The sequence below is a fragment of the Amycolatopsis albidoflavus genome (assembly GCF_039525725.1).
Taxonomy (GTDB): domain Bacteria; phylum Actinomycetota; class Actinomycetes; order Mycobacteriales; family Pseudonocardiaceae; genus Amycolatopsis; species Amycolatopsis albidoflava.
In genome coordinates this window covers 19,622-38,759 of record NZ_BAAAHV010000017.1, presented here as the reverse complement: position 1 = coordinate 38,759, position 19,138 = coordinate 19,622, and the positions used below count along the sequence as shown (strand labels likewise).

At 69.9% G+C, this 19,138-nt stretch carries 15 protein-coding genes; 9 read left to right on the top strand and 6 right to left on the bottom strand.

Annotated features, from left to right (window positions below):
- Nucleotides 1-86 precede the first annotated feature (86 nt).
- Nucleotides 87-995, bottom strand: a complete 909-nt coding sequence (locus ABD156_RS27725) for a CE1 family esterase (protein WP_344279915.1) — start codon at nucleotides 993-995, stop codon at nucleotides 87-89.
- Between the two features lie 99 nt (nucleotides 996-1,094).
- On the opposite strand from ABD156_RS27725, the gene ABD156_RS27720 reads away from it, so the two are divergent.
- Complete coding sequence (locus ABD156_RS27720) at nucleotides 1,095-2,516, top strand: tetratricopeptide repeat protein (protein ID WP_344279912.1); 1,422 nt, start codon at nucleotides 1,095-1,097, stop codon at nucleotides 2,514-2,516.
- A 3-nt stretch (nucleotides 2,517-2,519) separates the two neighbouring features.
- Here the strand turns inward: ABD156_RS27720 and ABD156_RS27715 are convergent, their stop codons facing one another.
- Together ABD156_RS27715 and ABD156_RS27710 are read right to left on the bottom strand one after the other, a co-directional pair.
- On the bottom strand, nucleotides 2,520-2,762 hold the full coding sequence (locus tag ABD156_RS27715; protein ID WP_344279909.1) for a hypothetical protein: 243 nt from the start codon (nucleotides 2,760-2,762) through the stop codon (nucleotides 2,520-2,522).
- A 155-nt stretch (nucleotides 2,763-2,917) separates the two neighbouring features.
- Nucleotides 2,918-3,889, bottom strand: a complete 972-nt coding sequence (locus ABD156_RS27710) for a glycoside hydrolase family 3 N-terminal domain-containing protein (RefSeq protein WP_344279906.1) — start codon at nucleotides 3,887-3,889, stop codon at nucleotides 2,918-2,920.
- A gap of 401 nt (nucleotides 3,890-4,290) precedes the next feature.
- On the opposite strand from ABD156_RS27710, the gene ABD156_RS27705 reads away from it, so the two are divergent.
- The 4 genes from ABD156_RS27705 to ABD156_RS27690 are packed head-to-tail and all read left to right on the top strand — an operon-like array spanning nucleotide 4,291 to nucleotide 7,878.
- The gene (locus ABD156_RS27705; RefSeq protein WP_344279903.1) at nucleotides 4,291-4,884 is read left to right on the top strand and encodes a helix-turn-helix transcriptional regulator; all 594 of its coding nucleotides are present in this window, start codon (nucleotides 4,291-4,293) and stop codon (nucleotides 4,882-4,884) included.
- A 14-nt stretch (nucleotides 4,885-4,898) separates the two neighbouring features.
- Nucleotides 4,899-6,164 carry an ABC transporter substrate-binding protein gene (locus ABD156_RS27700; protein ID WP_344279900.1) on the top strand — a complete coding sequence of 422 codons (1,266 nt, stop codon included), beginning with the start codon at nucleotides 4,899-4,901 and terminating at the stop codon, nucleotides 6,162-6,164.
- A 5-nt stretch (nucleotides 6,165-6,169) separates the two neighbouring features.
- Nucleotides 6,170-7,054, top strand: coding sequence for a carbohydrate ABC transporter permease (locus tag ABD156_RS27695; protein WP_344279897.1), 885 nt, complete (start codon nucleotides 6,170-6,172; stop codon nucleotides 7,052-7,054).
- The gene (locus ABD156_RS27690; protein WP_377925988.1) at nucleotides 7,051-7,878 is read left to right on the top strand and encodes a carbohydrate ABC transporter permease; all 828 of its coding nucleotides are present in this window, start codon (nucleotides 7,051-7,053) and stop codon (nucleotides 7,876-7,878) included. Before ABD156_RS27695 ends, ABD156_RS27690 begins: the two co-directional genes overlap by 4 nt.
- A gap of 1 nt (nucleotide 7,879) precedes the next feature.
- On the opposite strand, the gene ABD156_RS27685 is transcribed toward ABD156_RS27690, so the two are convergent.
- The 3 genes from ABD156_RS27685 to ABD156_RS27675 form a co-directional block, all read right to left on the bottom strand.
- A complete protein-coding gene (locus ABD156_RS27685) occupies nucleotides 7,880-8,956 on the bottom strand; it encodes an alpha/beta hydrolase family protein (protein WP_344279895.1) in 1,077 nt (358 codons plus the stop codon).
- Between the two features lie 69 nt (nucleotides 8,957-9,025).
- Nucleotides 9,026-12,646: an ATP-binding protein gene (locus ABD156_RS27680; protein WP_344279894.1), complete on the bottom strand. Its 3,621-nt coding sequence runs from the start codon at nucleotides 12,644-12,646 to the stop codon at nucleotides 9,026-9,028.
- Between the two features lie 64 nt (nucleotides 12,647-12,710).
- A complete protein-coding gene (locus tag ABD156_RS27675) occupies nucleotides 12,711-15,950 on the bottom strand; it encodes an ATP-binding protein (protein ID WP_344279891.1) in 3,240 nt (1,079 codons plus the stop codon).
- 319 nt (nucleotides 15,951-16,269) lie between these two features.
- On the opposite strand from ABD156_RS27675, the gene ABD156_RS27670 reads away from it, so the two are divergent.
- From ABD156_RS27670 to ABD156_RS27655, 4 genes are all read left to right on the top strand, one after another.
- Nucleotides 16,270-16,563, top strand: coding sequence for a WXG100 family type VII secretion target (locus ABD156_RS27670; RefSeq protein ID WP_344279888.1), 294 nt, complete (start codon nucleotides 16,270-16,272; stop codon nucleotides 16,561-16,563).
- On the top strand, nucleotides 16,560-16,823 hold the full coding sequence (locus ABD156_RS27665) for a hypothetical protein (protein WP_344279885.1): 264 nt from the start codon (nucleotides 16,560-16,562) through the stop codon (nucleotides 16,821-16,823). Before ABD156_RS27670 ends, ABD156_RS27665 begins: the two co-directional genes overlap by 4 nt.
- A gap of 102 nt (nucleotides 16,824-16,925) precedes the next feature.
- A complete protein-coding gene (locus tag ABD156_RS27660; protein WP_344279883.1) occupies nucleotides 16,926-17,561 on the top strand; it encodes a response regulator transcription factor in 636 nt (211 codons plus the stop codon).
- Between the two features lie 10 nt (nucleotides 17,562-17,571).
- The gene (locus ABD156_RS27655; RefSeq protein ID WP_344279881.1) at nucleotides 17,572-18,894 is read left to right on the top strand and encodes an amidase family protein; all 1,323 of its coding nucleotides are present in this window, start codon (nucleotides 17,572-17,574) and stop codon (nucleotides 18,892-18,894) included.
- The last annotated feature ends 244 nt before the right edge of the window (nucleotides 18,895-19,138 follow it).

Here is a 19,138-nt window from a genome sequence, read left to right as displayed (position 1 = left end):
CGGTGAAAGTCCGTGAGGGGAACCCTGAGGGACTCTGATTCCCTCAGGGTTCCCCTCACGGACCGCGGCCCAGTCGGTGCGGGAACTCAGGTGAGGCGATGCGCTTTGAAGAACTGAAGAATCACCGGGGTGGCGTCGATCGGGCCAGGGGTATCGGAATCGTTGTTCGGCCGCGTGCTCGGCCAGACGTGTCCGGCCCCCTCCACCCGGTAATGCACCAGCGAACATCCGGGCCACCACTGCTTCACCACGTCGTGGACCGGAGAAACCGAGACGGGGTAAGGAAAACACCGGTCGCGCGCGGCCCAGCCGTTCAGCCAGTCCGGAATGGACGGCAGCCCCTTAGCCGGATTTCCGGTGTACGGAATGGTGGTGTCGGCCGTGCCGTGGAAGTCGAGCAGCGCGACCTTCCGGCTCGGCTGGCAGGCGCCGCCCTGGGGGTAGAACGCGCCGGAAACCGGGGCGAACGCGGCGATCCGGTCGGCCATCCGGCACGCCAACACTCCGACGAACCCGCCGCCGTTCGATTTGCCCGCCGCGTAGATTCGCGCCGGGTCCACGCACATCCGGTGCTGCAGCGAGTCGAGGAGGTCGCCGGTGAACCGGACGTCGTCGACCGGGGCCGAGTAGGGCGCGCCGGTCCAGGCGGATTTGCCGTCGGTGCCGGTGACGCCCTGCGGGTACACCGCGATCACGTCCGAACCGGAGAAGCCAGACAGTTCTTCTTGGTACTCCGACGTGCGGCCGTGTCCGTGGTAGGAGAGGACGACCGGGTACTGCCGGTGCGGATTGTACCGCGCGGGCACGTAGATCCGGTACTCGCGATCGATCCCGCCGGACGTCAGATGCTCGACCGTCGTGGTGCCCGCTCCGGGAGCCGCCTGCCCGCACCCCGTCGTCGTCGGTACCTGTTCAGCTGACGCCGGCGCGGCCGGCACCCCGAGCCCGATGACCGCCGCCACTACGGCAACGCCTGCACGGAAACGTCCGGACATCCGATCCTCCTCGATCGACGGGCGAGCGCGACCATAGTCACCCCGGATCGGCCCCGGACGAACCTTTCGTTCATTGAGTTAACGGCTAGGCTCGCCGGGGTGACGGACGCGGAAGAGTCCTCTGCCAACCGCATCACCGGCGGCCGCTTCGACAAGGTCGTGATGGCCGGGGCGGTGCACGGCGACATCAATGTCGGCCGGTCGGGCGACACCCCGGAGGAGCTGGCCGACCCGCTCCTCGCCTCGGTCCGGCTGCGACCCGGCGGCACCCTCGCTGACCTGGTGCTCGACACCGATCCACCGCGGGTCGCCGTCCCCGGCGGAACCGTCCACATCATCACCGTGGAAGCCAGGACGACCCGCGCCGTCGTCCTGCAATCCGCGCGGGTCGTGATCGTTTCGCGGACCCCTCCGCGCCCGGCCTGCCTGCAGGTCCGGATCGGCGGCCTGGTGGAACCGCGCCCGTTCACGACCGATTTCGACGCCCCGTCGCCGCGGCTGGTCGCGCAAGGCCCGGATTTCCCGTTCACCGTCAGCGCGACCGACATCGAGCAATTCGAGATCGAACCGATCACCACGACCCACGAGGTCGCCTGGCACCTCGAAGTGGACTGGACCTGCGCGGGTCGCCACGGCACCACCGTCATCGACAACGAGGGCGAGCCGTTCCACGCGTATCCGGTGCCGGTTCTCTTCTCCGGCCGCTCGCCTTCAGTGCTCAACTCCGGCTGCGACCTGTTCCACGAACGAGGCTGCCCGGCCGGCCTGCTCGACGGCGCGCCCGCTTCACTCTGGGATGGCCCACAACCGCCGCCGTATCCGGTGCTGCCGCCTCTCGCGGAGGCTCCGGCCTCCGTGGACCTGGACCCCGACCTGAAGGAATCGTGGCCCGAGTACCGCCGGGTCGCCAATGCCATCCGGATGGCTGCCGCTGAACCGGACTTCCGCGGCCACGAACCGCCGGAGTACCGCGCGCTGCTCATCCGAGTGCTGCGCTACCTCTTCGTCTCCGGCCAAGCCCGCCCCGGTGTCGCCCTGGGCCGCATCCTTCACGCCGAATGGACCGCCGCGCTCGGCGAAGACCACCCGGACACCCTCGCCGTCGCCAACCGCCTGGCGGGTTGCCTGGTGGGCACCACGGATTACCCGGAGGCGCGCGACCTGCTGACCGACCTCCTGCCCAGGGTGAGCCGTGTCCTGGGCGAGGACGATCCGCTGGCGCTGACCGTCGCGAGCAACCTGTGCGTGGCGTATATGGGGCTGAACGAATACGAACGCGCCCGCGACCAGACGGAGGACGTCATCGCCCGGAGCCGTCGTGCCCTCGGCCCCGACGCGTTGGGCACCCTGCGGACGACCGGCAACCTGGTCCAGGCCCACCTCCGCCTCGGCGACCGGGCCGCGGCTCTTGCGGTGCTGGAGGATCTGCTGCCGAGGTGCCGCAGGGCGCTGGGGGAGGACCATCCGCAGACGGTGAGTGCTGCCGCTGTCTTGGCCCAGGTCATGGCGGAGGAGGACTGAGCCTCAGGAGCATTGCCGGAGCGCGGTTTCCGCTGCGGCAAGGTGGTCCGGACCTATGCCTGTCGCCGGGTTGACCGGAATCAGCGCGGTAGCGATGCCACCCCGGCGTTCGAGGAATCGCTGCCGGGCACTGGGGAACAGATCGAAGTCGTTGTCGAGCCACGCCAACGGCCGGCCAGCTGCGAAGCGGCCGACCGCGCCGAACTTCCAGTCTGGATGCTGGTCATAGGCGCGCACGCCGACCACGGGCAACCCGAGCGCCGGGCCGATCCTGGTGTTGGTCTCGTCTTCCCACGAGGTCGCCCACGCCAGCTCGGCACCGGTCCGCTCAGCGAGAGCCCGTCCACGTCGAGCAGCAGAATCGGCTTCACGCTCCGACGCTACCCGGCACCCAACCCAGGTCAAGGACGGCAAAACCCCTTGCCCGCCAACACCCGCTCCACCGAAGCCGTCACCTGCGCGCTGGGCAACTCCCCGCTCTCCACCGCCCGCTGAAGCCGATCCACCACGGCCCCCACGTCGTTGTGCCCGGACGAGAACAACGCCTGGTCAGCCCCCGCCTGCAACGCCTTCAGCACAGCGTCCGGCAGCGCGAACCGGTCCGTGATCGCCTTCATCCCGCCGAGATCATCCGTGATCACCGGCCCGGTGAAGTGGAACTCGTTGCGCAGCAACCGATACGCCTCCGGCGCGAGCGACGCGGGCTCGTCCCCGGTCAGCCCAGGGACCTCCAGATGCCCCACCATCACCCCGACCTGCCCGTACTCCGAGATATCGCGATAGGGCACCAGATCGACCCGGCGCAGCTGGTCGAGCGGCGGCGTCACGACGGTTCCGCGGTGCGAATCGCCGGATCCGTGGCCGTGGCCCGGGAAATGCTTGAGCACCGGCTGCACCCCGCCCGCGCGCAGGCCCTCGGCGAACGCCATCGCGTACTGCCGGACCTTCTCCGGATCCGGGCTGTAAGAACGGTCGCCGATCACCGCGTCGTCGGGTTCGTTGCTCACATCCGCGTCCGGGGCGTAGTCGACGGTCACCCCGCGTGCCCGCAGTTGCTTGCCGCGCTGCTCGCCGATCGCGCGCATCTCGTCCGGCGTCTTCGAGGCCGCCAGCTGCCGGGCGCTCGGGAGCGAGCCGTCGAGGTCGTCGATGCGCTGCACGCGGCCGCCCTCCTCGTCGACCGCGACCGAAACCGGGATCTTCGCGGCTCGCTGGACGCCGTCGAGCGCGCCATTTTGCAACAGCGTGGTCTTTTTGTCTCCCACGAAGATCCCGCCGACCTGCTGCGTCCGCACGAGCTGCGCGACGGCCGCCGGGTCGCCCGCGTTGACGCCCGGCACGACCAGTTGCGCCACGCGCGCCCGCGGATCCATCGACGACACCGCGGCCGCACACGTCAGCTGTCCCGGCACAGTCTGCGAAGGGGAGGTTGACGCAGGTGGAGCTGCTTGCGGCGAACTGCCCGCGCTCGGCGCTGTGAGCGGAGTGGGCGTTGCTGTTCCGGAAACGGAACGATCGCCGGCACACGCGGAAAGTGCACATATGAGCGTTAAGCCGCTGACGGCGCCTGCGGTGATCCAGCGGGGTCGTGCGTGCGCCTTCATCATTTCCTCTGCATGTCCGGACAGGTCTCCGTGACGGTAACCGAACCCCACCGGCGGGCCCAACTTCACGCTGTGAAGAATGAGCGCGTCCCGACTAGAGATTTCGTGAAGCCGCGGTGGGCACACTGCTGGAACACGACAGGCGAGTGCTCTGCACCGGGGAGGCAGCGATGAATCAGGTCAAGGTTGCGGCATGGGCTTCGGACCCGATCACCCTCGCGGGCCTCATCGACCATTTGCGCACGCGCCGCGAGGTGCGGGTGATGCCGGGCCAGCAGCGCGGTGAAGCGGCCGTGCTCGTGTTCGCCGCGAATCGCGTCACTCGCGAGGTGAAGGCGGCGCTGCGGGCCGCGGCCTCGGAAACGCCCGCGGCCATCGTGTTCGTCGCCGGGTACGTGGACGCCGACGATCTGGCCGAGCTGGCCGCCTGGCACGTCGCCGCGGTGCTGCCGCGCGACGCGATCGGCGGCGACCAGCTGGTGCGCAGCATCGTGGCCGCCGCCTCCGGGCGCGAGACCTCGATGCGAGATCTGCTGCACCAGGCCGAGACTCTGCGCCGGGGCGGTGACCACACCAACCTGTCGCCGCGCGAGGTCGACGTGCTGCGGCTGATGGCCGAGGGCTGGGACACCGCGGAAATCGCGAACAAGCTCTGTTACTCGGAGCGGACCGTGAAGAACGTGATCTACGGTATGACGAACCGGCTCAAGCTGCGGAACCGTCCGCACGCCGTCGCCTACGCGCTGCGCGCCGGAGTGATTTAAAGGATGCTCACCACGTGCGAAAGCTGACCCGGCGCCCGGCCGTTGCCGCGCTCGCCGCCGCATTCCTGGTACTGGCGGCCGCGTGCGGTTCCGCCGCGTCCTCGGGGAAGATCACGCTCAGCGTGGCGACATTCGGCGAGTTCGGCTACGCGCCGCTGTTCGAGCAGTACCAGAAAGACCATCCGAACATCGAGATCCGCAGCCGGGTCACCGATTTCGACACGCATTTCAAGAGCCTCGCCACGCAGTTGGCGGCCGGGCGCGGCGCGGCCGACGTCGTCGCGGTCGAGGAGCAGTACCTCCCGAAGTACATCCGCGCCAAGGACAAATTCGTCAATCTGGCCGGCTTCGGCGCGGACAAGCTGAAGCAGCAATGGGCGTCGTGGAAGTGGGCGCAGGGCACCTCGGGCGATTACGTGTTCGGGCTCGGCACCGACATGGGCAGCCTCGCGATGTGCTACCGCCGGGATCTGTTCCAGCAGGCCGGATTGCCCACCGACCGCAAAGACGTCGCGGAGCTGATGCCGGACTGGCAGGGTTACGCGAATGCCGCGGCCCGGTTCACCGAGAAGCTGCCGAAGGTCAAGTTCGCCGATTCGGCGGGCACCGTCTATACCGCGATGCTCAACCAGTCGCCGGAGAACTACTTCTCCGCCAAGGACGATTCCTACATCGCCGACCAGAACCCCAGCGTGCGCAACGCCTTCCAATTGTCCGGCGGCCTCGCGCAAGCCCATGAAACGGCCGGCGCGACGACGTACACGCAGGCCTGGAACGTCGCGATCAAACAGGGCAGCTTCGCGACCATCGCGTGTCCGGCGTGGATGCTCACGCAGATCAAGGAAGCTGGCGGCGACGCGGTCAGCGGCAAATGGGACGTCACCACGGTGCCGGGCAACAGCGGCAACCAGGGCGGTTCCTTCCTCGCCGTGCCGAAGCAGAGCGCGCACCCGAAGGAAGCCTACGATCTCGCGCAGTGGCTGACCGCGCCCGCGCAGCAGAAACGGCTTTTCCTTTCCGACGGAATCCTGCCGAGCGAACCGAGCGTGTATCAGGATCCGCAGGTCATCGCCCACACCGATCCCTATTTCTCGAACGCGCCGGTCGGCCAGATCTACGCGGCGTCGGCGGATCGGCTGCGGCCGAATTACCGCGGCCTGCACGACGCCGACGTCCGTCCCGAATTCGGCCGCGCGCTCGGCCGGATCGAGGACGGGAGCGAGAACGTCGAGCAGGCGTGGGCCGACGCGGTCCGGATGGGCCGCGACGCGATCAAGTAGCCGTCGTGGACAGGAAGCTCACCCCCTACGTCTTCATTCTGCCGTTCTTTGTCCTTTTTGGAGTGTTCGGCGCGTTCCCGCTGCTGTACACGTCGTGGGTTTCGCTGCATCGATGGGATCTGCTTTCCGGTCCGGAAGGCGGCCTCGGCTTCTCCAATTACGTCGAGCTGTTCGGTGATCCACGGTTCTACAACGCGCTTTTCAACACCGTCAGCATCTTCCTGCTCGCCGCGATTCCGCAGTTCTTCCTCGCGCTCGGCATCGCCGCCCTGCTGGACCGGCCGCTGCGCGCGGCGACCTGGTGGCGGGCCGGGCTGTTGCTGCCGAACCTGGTGTCCGTGGTCGCCGTCGGGCTGGTGTTCGCGCAGCTGTACAGCTCGGGCTACGGCGTGGTCAACGAAGTGCTCGGCTGGTTCGGCGTGCCGCCGATCTCCTGGCAGTCGCACCAGTGGTCGTCGCATCTCGCGGTGGCGAGCATGGTGATGTGGCGCTGGACCGGCTACAACGCGCTCATCTACCTGGCCGCGATGCAAGCGGTGCCCCAGGATCTGTACGAGGCGGCCGCGCTCGACGGCGCTTCGCGGTGGCGGTCGTTCTGGTCGATCACCGTGCCCGGCATCCGGCCGACCATCGCGTTCACCGCGGTCGCAGGCACGGTCAACGGCCTCCAGTTGTTCGCCGAACCCCAGCTGTTCGACGCCACCGGCAACGGCGGCGCAGGCGGCAACGACCGGCAATTCCAGACCCTCACGATGTATCTGTACGAAAAGGGTTTCGGCAAATTCGACGCCGGATACGCGGCGGCCTTGTCCTGGGTGATGTTCCTGATCTGCCTGGTGTTCGCGGTCTTCAACTACCGGCTCGTCCGCCGCTTCGTAGGTACGCCGTGATCCGCCGGGGCCGGGCCGGGGGCTGGGTGTACGCGGTACTGGTGGGGTTGGTCGCTTCGTCGCTGTTCCCGCTGTACTGGTCGTTCGCAGTGTCCACTCGGGACAATGCGGCGATCGGCGAGACGTCGCCGTTGCTGCTGCCCGGCGGCCACCTTTTCGACAACATCCAGCGCGTGTTCGCCACCGTCGACTTCTGGCTGGCGATCGGCAATTCGCTGATCGTCGCAACAACGGTGATGGTGTCCAATGTGGTCCTGTCCAGCTTCGCCGGCTTTTCCTTCGCCCGGCTCCGGTTCCGCGGCCGCAACACGCTGTTCCTCCTGGTGGTCGGCTCGGCGATGGTGCCAGCGCAGCTGGGCGTCGTCCCGCTTTACCTGGTGGTGAGCGATTTCGGCTGGTACGGCCGGCTCGAAGCGGTGATCGTGCCCGCGCTGGTGAGCGCGTTCGGCGTGTTCTGGATGCGCCAGGCCTGCGAGGGTTCGATCGACCAAGACCTGGTCGACGCGGCCACTGTGGACGGAGCGTCGGTGTTGCGCACGTTCTGGCACGTGGCAGTCCCGGCGATCCGTCCACAAGCGACTGTCCTGGCCATGGTGACTTTCCTCGGCGCGTGGAACGACTACTTCTGGCCGCTGGTGGTCCTCGACCCGGCGCAAACGCCGACTGTTCAGGTAGTCCTGTCCCAGCTGGCCAGCGGCTACTTCACCGACTACGCCTTGATGCTGACCGGCGCGACGCTGGGCGTGCTGCCGGTGATCATTCTCTTCCTGCTACTTGGCCGAAACCTGGTGCGCAGCATCTCGACCGGTCTGACCCGGGCGTAACTCACGAGACGTAACGCCCGAAGAATCCAGCGATCGCAGACCGCTGCACGGCGATGCTCGTCCGGGGATCAATAGTCCCGATCCGCGTCTGCTGTACCTTCGGATCGACCGGCACCCGCTGCGCCAGCTTAGGCAGGAACCACTGCACGTCGGTGTAGCTGTAGTGCATCGCGGTAGCCAAGGTGATGTCCTGCTTCGGAGAAGAAGTGTGCTCCCACAACGACTTCCACGCCGGTGACGTCCGATGGCTGCGCGCCTGCCCGTCACTGGTGCTCCCGGACGACCCCATCAGCAACACCGGCCGCGAAACCCCCTCCGCACCAGCGCGGGTGAGCTGCTTGCCATCGACGTCATAGGCAAGCCAACCGTCCAAATCGGCCGCAGCATCCACCCGGGAGTCCACTGTAGACACCTCGGCAGCGGTATCCCCGCCGAACGAATGCCCGATCGCCCCAATCCGGCTCATGTCCATCGACTGCCCGAGCCCCGGGATGCCCGGCAGCTGATCAAGGGCGAACCGGACATCCGCGACCCGCGTACGCATCCCCGCCACCAGGTCCTTGCTCCCCTGAGAGAACACCACCCGCCCGTCCGGGAACACGACAAACGGCGCCTCGCCGGTGTGGTCGATGGTCACCACGATGTACCCGCGGCTGGCGAGATCCTCAGCGGTCGCACTGCCCAGTGCCCGCAGCGACGCCCAGCCCGGCGAGTACACGACCACCGGCCACCGCCCCTGCGCCGGCGCGTTCGCCCGGGCATGCGTCTCGACAGCCGCCCAGTCGACCTTCCCGGTCGGCAGCCCCAGCGCCGGTGCCGCGCCCTGGTCGAAGTACTGGGCGGCCCCCGAGGGCAGATACCGCGCCTTCGGGCCAGCGCCGGGCCGGGTCGGGTACCAGACGCTGATCATCAGCTCCCGATTCCGCGCCTGGTCAACGAGGTGGACGTCGCGTTCGCCGATCGCGTGCGGCCCGGACGGCGTGGGAAGTTCGAAGGTGACCGCGGTTTCGGCCGCAGCGGGAGCGGAGCCCAGTGCGGTGACGAGGAGGGCGGCGGCGAGAACGGTTCGGAAGCGCATGCCGGAACTCTGCCGGTTTGCCCGGGATGCCCGCCCCTGCCGACCGTCTCCAGCGACCCCCGACTTTCGTCAACCCGTCCGGCGCGCCACGGTGGTCGCCAGCTCGCTCCGCGACGGTGCGTCCAGCTTCCCGAGCAACCGCACGACGTGCGCCTGGACCGTCCGGCGCGGAATGCGCAGCTCCGTCGCGATCTCCGGATTGGACCGGCCAGCGGCGACCAGCCGAGCGATGCGGACCTCCAGCGTCGACAGCGATTCCCAGCCATGCTCGGGCCGCGCCGACGCCAGCGAAGCCCCACGCTGCACGCCGACCGCCTGCAACCGCGTCTCCGCGTGCTCCAGATTCCAGGCCGCCGAGAGTTCGGTGTACAGCGAAGCTGCTTCATCAAACGCGGCCTGCGCGGCGTCCAACCGGCCGACTCGCGCCAGCAGCACCGCCGCGTCCTCCAACGCACTGGCCAGCTCCGGTTTCCGCCCCACCGCACGGAAATGCTCCACCGTCCGCAGCACCGGCTCCGGATCCTCGTCCAGCAACCCGCGACACCATTCGGCAGCCGCGAACGCCCGCGCCGGTTCGAGCTCCTTCTCCGCCTCTTCGACGCACACCGCCAGCGCCCGCTCCGCCGCCGCCCGGTCGCCCGCCGCCAAGGCGATCTGGGCGAACTGCGGCAACCACTGATGCCGCAACATCATCTGCGCGTACGTCGGGTTCAGGATCGGCTCGAACACCGTGATCGCCTTCTGCAGATCACCCTGCTGGTAGGCGACAAGCGCGTGCGCGGCCAGCAGAAAGTCGAAACTCTCCCGTTCGGCACTCGTCGCGGGCGCGTGTTCCTCCGCCGCGTCCAGCAGCGCAGCCGCTTGCGCGCGTTCGCCCCGCCGTGCCGCGATGAGCGCCGCGACCCCGTGCAGCAGCAGCGCGGCCGCCCCCGGTTCGCGCAGCCCGAAAAAGGTGATCGCCGGACCGTCCTCGGTCACCGTGTCCAGTTCGACCAGCGCTTCGTCCCACCGGCCTTCCCAATACCGGTGCACCGCGACGGAAACCTGCAGCCCGCTCGGCATGCTGTGCCGCCGCGTCACCTCGGCGGCCTCCTGCAGCGTGCGGTTCGCGTCGTCCAGCCGGTCGAGGTTCTGCAGCGTGAAGACGCGATTGTCCAGCAGATCCAGGTGCAGATCAGCCAGCTCGTGCTCGTCGCCGACGGCCGCGATCGCCTCGTCCACGTGCTTCAGCGCGCTGGAATGATGCCGCCGCACCGAATCGACCAGCCACAACGTCTGCAGCGCGTGCGCGGTGAGGTAGCCGTCGCCGTTCGCCTCGGCCCGGGCGTGATGTGCGTTCTCCTCCGCGACATCGAGGTCGTCGAGACCGCCGCGCCGGTAGTTCGCGAGCAGGTGGCGACCCCGGACCCGCCACAGCTCCGGGACTCCTGGATCCTCCGCCGGATTCCCGAGCGTCTCCACCGCGAGCCGCGCGTCGCCCCGGCGGAACTGCATCGCCGACACGATGTGGCGCATCTCCGCCGCGTTGTCCGGATCGCGGGCCGTCGAAAATGCTTGCAGCGCAAGGTCTTCGGGACTCCGTTCGAGCCGGAACAACACCCGCACCAGCGCGACCAGCAACGGCTCGCGGCGCGGATCGTCGTCCTCGACCACGGCGAGCGCGCGCTCCAGCAGCTCGACCGCGATCAGCGGGGCCCGGTTCGACACCGCGCTCTGGTGCTCCACGAGCCAGTCCAGCACCCACGGGTCCACAGTGGACGGGACGGCCACGAGCTGCTCGGCGACCCGCTTCACCGGCGCGCCGATCTTGGCCAGCGCTTCAGCGGCCTGGCGATGCTGCGCGGCGCGGGTTTCCGGCGGCAGGTGGTGGTACAACGTCTGACGCAGCAACGGAAGCCGGAACGCGAGCTGGGTTCCGGTGTCGAGCAGGATGTTGTCCGCCACGGCCGCTTCGAGTGGGCCGAGCAGGTCCGACGGCCGCTGTCCGAGCACCGCCGCGATATCGCCGACCGCGAACTCCATGCCGAGAATCGCGCCCCAGCCCAGCACGTGCCGAGTCTGCTCGGGCAGCAGCTCCAGCCGCCGGTTGACTGCTGCGACAATCGATTCCGGCGGCTCGAACCGTAGCGGATCGGGGACGTCGGCGAGCCCGTCGCGCTGCTCGACCGCGCCCGAGTGCATCAGCGCGTCCAGCATTTCCTTGAGATACAACGGATTGCCGCCGGCGCGCGCGGTCAGGTCCCGCAGCCGCGGTCCTGGGTCCGCGCCGATCTGCCTCCGCAACAGGCGCAGGACGTCGTCCTCGCCGAGCGGACCGAGGTCGAGCACGATCCCGTCGCGCGTCTCGACGCCGCGGCGCAGCTGGGTCATCTCCGGCCGCTCCGGTGCCGGTCGCGTCGCGGCGACCAGCAGCAACGGCAGCTGCCGGGCGGCCGCGGACAGCCGATGGCACACCAGCACGCTCGACTCGTCCGCCCACTGCAGGTCGTCGACCACGAGCAGCAGCGGCGATTCGGCGCACAGTTCGTCGACGAGCGCCAGCAGCCGATCGACCGAGTCCAGCACCGGGTCGACGCCGCGCCGCGTCGGTTCCTCGCTGCTCAACGCGACGCGCGCGCGGCGCGGATCCGGCGAGTGCGGGTCGATCGCCAGGCATTCGTGCATGACCTGCAACGGAAACCGCATGCTCAGCTCGTCCGCGGTGACCCAGGCGACCTGCAGGCCACCAGCGTCGCCGAACGCGTGCGCCAGCAGCTCCGACTTCCCGATCCCGGCTTCGCCCTCGATCCACACCGCTTTGCCCCGGCCCGCGCGGACCCCGTCGAGCAGCTGGTGCAGCTTGCTCACCTCGGTTTCCCGGCCGAGCAACGGATCTCGCGGCACCCGCACGACCGGCTCGGGCATCGCCGGTCGCTGCAGGTCGAGCGCCGGGTCCTCGGCGAGCACGCGCTGGTGCAGCTCGCGCAGCCCCGGCCCGGGCTCCACGCCCAGCTCCGCGCGGATCGTGCTGCGCGCGTCGCGGAACACGTCGAGCGCGTCGGAATGCCGGCCGCTGCGATAAAGCGCGAGCATCAGCGAGGCCCGCAACGATTCGCGCAGCGGATATTCGGCGGTGAGCGCGGTCAGCTCGGCGACGATCTCCTGGTGTCCGCCCATTTCCAGCCTGCTGCGGGCAGCCCGGTCCAGCGTGTCCAGCCGCAGCTCGGCTAGATACGCGCGATGCCGTTCGGCGAAATTGCCGGGCACGCCGGACAGCGCTTCGCCGTGCCAGAGCTTGAGTGCGGCGCTGAATTCGGCCACCGCGCGGTTGTGCGCTCCGGCCTCGGCCTCGCGTTTGCCGTCTTCCCGGTGCTGCTCGAACCTCGCCGCGTCCAGCGCTTCGGGCGCGAGGTCGAGCGTGTAGCCGGCCGGGCCGGATCCGAGCACGGTCGAGGCGGACCACCGGGTGCGTTCGGGCTCCAGCGCGCGGCGCAGCCCGGAGATGTAGGTGTGCACGCTGCCTTCGACACTGGCCGGCGGCGACTCGCCCCACACGCCCGCGATCAGCTCGGCGCGCGGCACCGGCCGTCCGGCGGCGACCGCCAGCATGGCGAAAACCGCCCGCTGCCGCGCGGGTCCGAGCGAGATTTCGGTCGTCCCGCGCCAGGCGCGCAGCGGGCCGAGCGCCGTTACCCGCACATCCCCTGGCATGCCGTTCCATTCGCCGTGTCGACCGAGTTTACCGCCTCGATCATGGACGCGAGTCCACCCCGGTTTACTCTCCTGCCGCACGCGCGCGGACCGGACTGGCCCGCCGGATGCCGTACGGCTGCATCCGAGTCTCGGCCCGCCGCACGTCCCAAGCCGCGCCGACCGAGGTGTAGCTGGTGAGTGCCGCGAGGAAAGCCGTGCGCGCCTCGTCGAGACGGCGGTACTCGGCGAGCAGGATCGCGGCGTCCTCGCTGGCGCGCGCGTGCTTGAGCATCCGGCCCGCGGCCTCGTAGTGCGTGGCCGCGCCGAGGATCGCGTCCGGATCCGCGGTGACCAGGCCCCGGCAGTGCGCGGTCGCGGCGGTGTGCGACGGCGGAGTGTCGTACCCGCTGGTGTCGCCCATCAGCCGTAGCGCCCGGAACGCGTGGGGCTGGTCGCCGAGCTGCATGGCGAGCCGGGCGAGGTCGGGCAGCCACTGCTGGCGCGCGGCGGGCGGATAGCTCTGCTCCAGCAGCGGCAGCAGCGCGGCGAGAGCGGCTTCCGGATCGCCTTCCAGCTCGGCGAGCTGAGCGCGCGCGGCGAGCAGGTAGTCGCCGCCGTTCGGCTCGAGACCGTGCGGGAACTGATGCCGGGCCGCCGCGTCGAGATGCGCGCGTGCCTCCTCCGGCTCGTCGCGGTGGCTCGCGATCAACGCGCCGACGCCGTGCACCAGCAACGCCGATCCCGGGCTGCGCAACACATACGACGCGGTTTCCGCGCCGCCGCGGATCACCGTGTCGAGTTCGGCGAGAGCCTCGCTCCAGCGGCCGCGCCAGTAGTAGTGCACCGCGCCGGCCAGGTGCATCTCGCCAGGCACTGCGCGGGTCGCGGCCAGCCTGCGCGCGGTGCTCAGATCGGCGTCGTTGTCGAGGCCGTCCAGCACGCCAAGTTCGGACAGATCCGGTGCCGCTGCTTGATGATCGACGGCGAACCGTTCGATAGTCACGCGCAGCGTTTCGTGCCGCCCGCGCCACATCTCTGGCACCTTCGGATCGGCCAGCGTACGGCGGACTTCCGCGGAAGCTTCGGCGAATTCGCCGCGGCGGTAATAGATGTAGGCGAGGATCCAGCGCATCTCCGCGGCCTGCCTGCTGTCCTTGGTGCGCGCGACCACCGACCGCGCCTCCGCCTCCGGCTCCCGGCCCAGCCAGAACAGCAGCCGGGCGAGCGTGGCGGTGAGCGGTTCGCGGGCCTCGGCAGGCAGCACGGCTTGCTTGACCACCTGTTTGAGCAGGTCCACCGCGATCCGCGGCGACTGCGCGGCGACCGTTCCGATGTGCTCGACCAGCCAGTTCGCGACCCACGGGTCCACCTGCGCGGGCGCGGCGGCGAGCTGCTCGGCGACGCGTTCCGCACCCGCCCCCGCTCCGTCGAGCGCCTCGGCCAGCTGCCGGTGCAGCGCGACGCGCATCGCGGCAGGCGTCTTTTCGTACAACACGCGGCGCAGCAACGGATGCCGGAACGCGAGCAGATCGCCGGACTCGACCAGCACCCCCGCGGTAAGGGCCTCCTCGACCGCGGCGACAAGCGCGGTCGGCGCGCGTTCGGTGGCGATCGCGATGTCGGCGAGCGAGAATTCCTTGCCCAGCAAGGCCGCCCAGCGCAACAAGTCCCGCGCGGAGCTGGAGAGAAAGATCAGGTACAGCGTGATCCGCGACCCGAGCGGCGACGGGATCGAACGGCACGAGGAACCGTCGACGATCGCGTGCGCACCGTCGAGCAGGATCATCGAATTGCCGAGCAGAGTCTCGACGATTTCCGTGGCGTAGCGCGGATTTCCGGCGGCGTGGCCGAGCAGCAGCGAGAACATCCGGTTCGGCGGTGCGCCGGTGAGGTCGGCGGAAATCTTCCGGATCTCGTTGTCCCGCAACGGCTCCAGGCACAGCGGCGAGGTCCCGCCGGACGACAGGTCCGCGGCCAGCGCTTCGAGCGCGGCCGAGCGGGGGAGCGGACGGCTCGCTCCGACGAGCAGCAGCGGCAGCCGCCGGGTCTCGCGGGCGAGGTGCTGCCACACCTGCAGCGTGGTTTCGTCGGCCCACTGCAGATCGTCGACCACGAGCGCGAGCGGACCGTCCGCGCAAAGCTGCCGGACCAGTCCGAGAATGCCCTCGACCGGGTCCAGCTCCGGGTTCTCGGCGAGCGCCACCGCCAGTTCCGCGCGACGCAGATCCGAGGCACGCGGGTGCACGCCGAGCGCGTCCAGCAGCGGACGCAAGGCAAAGCCCTGGTCGAGCGAATCGGCGGCGGCGAACAGCGCGGTGTAGCCGGTTTCGTGGGCCAGCGCGACGGTTTCGGCCAGCAGCGCGGTCCGGCCGATGCCCGGTTCGCCCTTGACCCACACCGAACGGCCGAGGCCGCCGCCGAGACCGGCGACGGCCTCGCTGAGCAGCTGAAGCTCGTTCTCCCGCCCGACGAACGTCGCCGGGCGCGGCGGCAGCACCGGCAACGGGAAGCGCGGGACTTTGGTGACCGGCGTGGGCGTGACCGCCTCGTCGGCGGCCAGCAGCTTTTCGTAAAGCTCCCGCAGCGCTGGCCCCGGCTCGGTGCCGGACGCTTCGACCAGCCGCTCGCGCAGTTCGGTGTAAACGGTGAGCGCCTCGTGATGCCGGCCCGCGTGGTCAAGTGCTCGCATGAGCAGACCGTGCAGCGGCTCGCGGAACGGATGGTCCGCGGCAAGTTCGCCGAGCTGCGTGACGAGCCCGGCGGACTCGCCCGAGTCCATCGCCAGCTCGGCCCGGCGTTCGACGGTCGCCAGCCGGAGTTCCTCCAGCCGCACCCGCTGCGCGGTGGTGTAGTGACCGGACAGGCATTGCAGCGGCGTGCCGTCCCACTCCGCGAGAGCCTCGTCGAGCACGCTCCGCGCTTCAGCCCGGCGTCCCTCGGAGAGCAGCCGGTGGCCGAGGTCGCGCAGCGCGCTGAAGCGGTGGACGTCGATCTGCTCCGGCTCGATGCAGAGCGAGTAGCCGGACCCGGTGGAGGCGATCAGCCGCGATTCGGCGCCTTTGCGGCGGCCCGGTTCGAGGACGCGGCGCAGACCGGAGATGTAGGTGTAGATGCTCCCCTGCGCGCTGGCCGGGGGCGCGTCGCCCCACACCGCGTCGATGAGCACTTCGCGGGAGACCGTGCGATTCGGGGAGAAGGCGAGCACCGCGAAGACTGTGCGCCGATGAGCGGAACCGAGGTCGAGCTGCCGGTCGCCGAGCCAGGCTCGTACCGGTCCGAGCAGCTGGATTTCCGGCGCCGGGACGCCGCCGGATGCCGACATCGGTCTCCCTTCACGCGCTGACGGATCGTCACACGCCGGATGCCACTGGTGAGCTTACGCCGAAAAGGTGACGTGGCGGGACCGCCCCGGGTTGCTTTTGCCGGTCTTGTCCAGCGAATTGTCTGGTGGACAGAGTCGAGGGGGCGGCCCCGCGGTGAACGCCGGGCAAACCGGCCGGGCGGTCCGGCAGGCACACCTCCCGCGACAAAGGGGCATCGGCCTCGCCCGCCGGTTTCCGAACGGGAATCCCTGCGGCAGCCTCGATGAGGAACCCGCGCGCTCGATCGCGGTCGGGACGTGCGGACGGTGAGGAGGAGGCGTGGACCCGGTTCCGGCCCCGGCGGGCTTGGCAGACCAGGCGGCGAGGTTCGAGGCGGCGATCGACGCCGCGAACGCCTGTTTCGGCACGGTGAACAGCGAAATGGCGGCGCTGCAGGCGTCGTGGCGCGGCGAGGCGGCGGTCCGGTTCGGCCAGGCGATGAACGATTGGGAGCAGCAGTTCGATCGCATTCTGGGCAGTCTGGCAGATCTCGCGGACGTCGCGCGCGGTACCGCCGCGTCTCCGGCCGCTGAGTGCTCAGATGAGCGCTTGCGGTGCGCCGACCGTCGATGAGCGGCGATCCCGGATTCGACCAGGCCGCCGAGGTGCTGTCCCGGATCCGCCGGACCACCGGCGACCTCGGCGCGGTGCTCGCCGAGCTGGAGTCCACAGTGGAGCCCGAGATGGCGAGCTGGCCCGCGGCGGCGCGGGCCCGCTACCGGGAGGCCAAACGGGAGTGGTCGACCGCGCTGGACCGGATGCCCGAATGCCTCGACCGGGCCGCCGAAGCCTTCCGCGAAATCTCCGCCGAAGACCCGAAAAGAGGCGGCTGAGCTGCGGTAACGCCGATTTTCTTCACCGGCCTTCACGAGCACGCCAGAAAACGTGAAGTCTCGCCCTCCACACTGCGTGCAGGCAATGTGGAGGGGGTAGTCGTGAAGCTCGTCAAGGTCGCAGTGCTCGCCTCGGACCCGATCACCCGGGCCGGAGCCGCGAGCCTGCTGGGTTCGCGTCCGGAGCTGGTCCTGCTCGGCCAGGACGCGGCGAGCCAGGCGGACGTGGTCCTCGTGATGGAGGAGCACGTCACCGACCGGGTGCTGTCGCAGGTGCGGGAGCTCGGCAGGCAGTCCGAGCAGCTGACCGGGCCGCATCTGGTGATCGTCGTCGACCATTTCCGCGAGAGCGACCTGATGACGGCCGTCGAATGCGGCGTCGTCGCGATCCTGCCGCGCCGCGAAACCGGCGGCGGCGAACTGGTCGCGGCAGTGCTGGCCGCCGGGGACGGCACGGCGACGCTGCCGCCGCGGCTGCAGGGCGCGCTGCTCGCGCAGGTGCAGCGGATGCGCCGCGACGTGCTGGAGCCGAACGGCCTCACGCTGTCCGGCCTGGCCTCGCGCGAATGCGACGTGCTGCGGCTGGTCGCCGAGGGCTACGGCACCGAAGAGATCGCGACGAAGCTCTGTTATTCAGAGCGGACGGTCAAGAACGTGCTGTACGGCTTGATGACCCGATGCGGTCTGAACAACCGCGCCCACGCCGTGGCCTATGCCCTGCGCGCCGGCGCGATCTAATGTTCTGATCATGGCGCAGACGGCGGTAGAGATCGCTCGCGGAGTGCGGGCAGGGGAGCTGGACCCGGTCGAGGTGACCGAAGCAGCACTCGCCCGGATCGCGGCGGCGGACGGCGTCGTCGGCGCATTCCGCCGAGTGCGCTTTGCCGAGGCACGAGCCGAAGCCGCTGAAGTCGCGGCCCGCCCGGACCTGGCTTCGCTGCCGCTGGCCGGTGTCCCCGTCGCGGTCAAAGACGTCACCGAGGTCGCCGGCGAGTACCTGGGCTGGGGTTCCGAAGCCGGCCCTCGCACCCTGGCCGATGCCGACGGCCTGATCGCCGCCCGCCTGCGCGCCGCCGGTGCGGTCATCGTCGGCCTGACTCGCGTGCCGGAGCTGTGCATCTTCCCGACCAGCGACGATCCGGACGGCATCGCCCGCAACCCGCGCAACCCGTCCTTCACCGCCGGCGGCTCCTCCGGCGGCAGCGCCGCCGCGGTCGCCGCCGGTCTGGTCCCCATCGCCCACGGCACCGACGGATTGGGCTCCATTCGCCTCCCCGCCGGAATGTGCGGAATCGTCGGCCTGAAACCCGGCCGGGACGTGGTCCGCGAAGACAACCCAGGCTGGTTCGGCCTCTCCACCCACGGCCCGCTGGCGACCACCAGCGCCGATGCCGCTCTCCTGATGTCGGTCTTGGCCGACCGCCCAGACTGGGCCACGCTCGCAACTCCAGGCCCGCAACGAATCGCGACCTCCACCCAGGTCCCGTTCACTCGGGCCCCGCTGCCGCGCCCCCTGCGCGCCGCCGTCGACCAGGCCGCCGATCTCCTGCGCTCATCCGGCCACCAGGTGGTCTCCGCGACCCCCGCCTATCCGCTCCGCGCACTGGGCGGCCTGGTCGCGCGCTGGTTCGCCGGTCCGGCCGAGCAGGTCGCGGGCTCGTTCGACCGGTCCCGCCTGCAACCCCGAACCCGCGCCCACGTCCGCCTCGGCCGCCTGACGTCGCGCCTGGTCACCGACCGGGCCCGCGACGAATGGCAAGCGATCGCGGCGCGATTCTTCGAGTCGCACGACGTGCTGGTGACGCCGACTTTGGCGACGCTGCCGCTGAAAGCCCGCCGCTGGCACCGAGAATCCTGGCTGGTGAACGCGGTCCCGTCGTCGAGGGTGGCGTCGTTCACCGGCCCGTGGAACCTGGCGGGGTATCCAGCGCTGTCGGTCCCGGTCGCCCGGCATCCGGTCCACGACCTGGCGTTGTGCGTGCAGCTGGTCGCCCGTCCCGGCGGAGAGCCGCTGCTGCTGGGACTGGCCGCGGAACTGGAGTCGGCGAACCCCTGGCCGCGGACGGTCTAGTCCACGCCCTTCACAGACGGCTGAAGTCCGTGAGGGGAACCCTGCGGGAATCAGAGTCGGTGAGGGTGGCCCTCACGGACCTGGCCGCAGGGCCGAGCGGGGCTGCCTTGCTGGACCGCTGGCTCGCGGCGTAGCGGCGCGTCTGCCGGTTGCCCGTCGCTGTTCGAGACGGGATGTCGTGGTCGCGCAATTGCCGGTCGAGCCGTCGGCGTGCTCTTTGCCGAGCCGCACGTGGCAGGCCTGT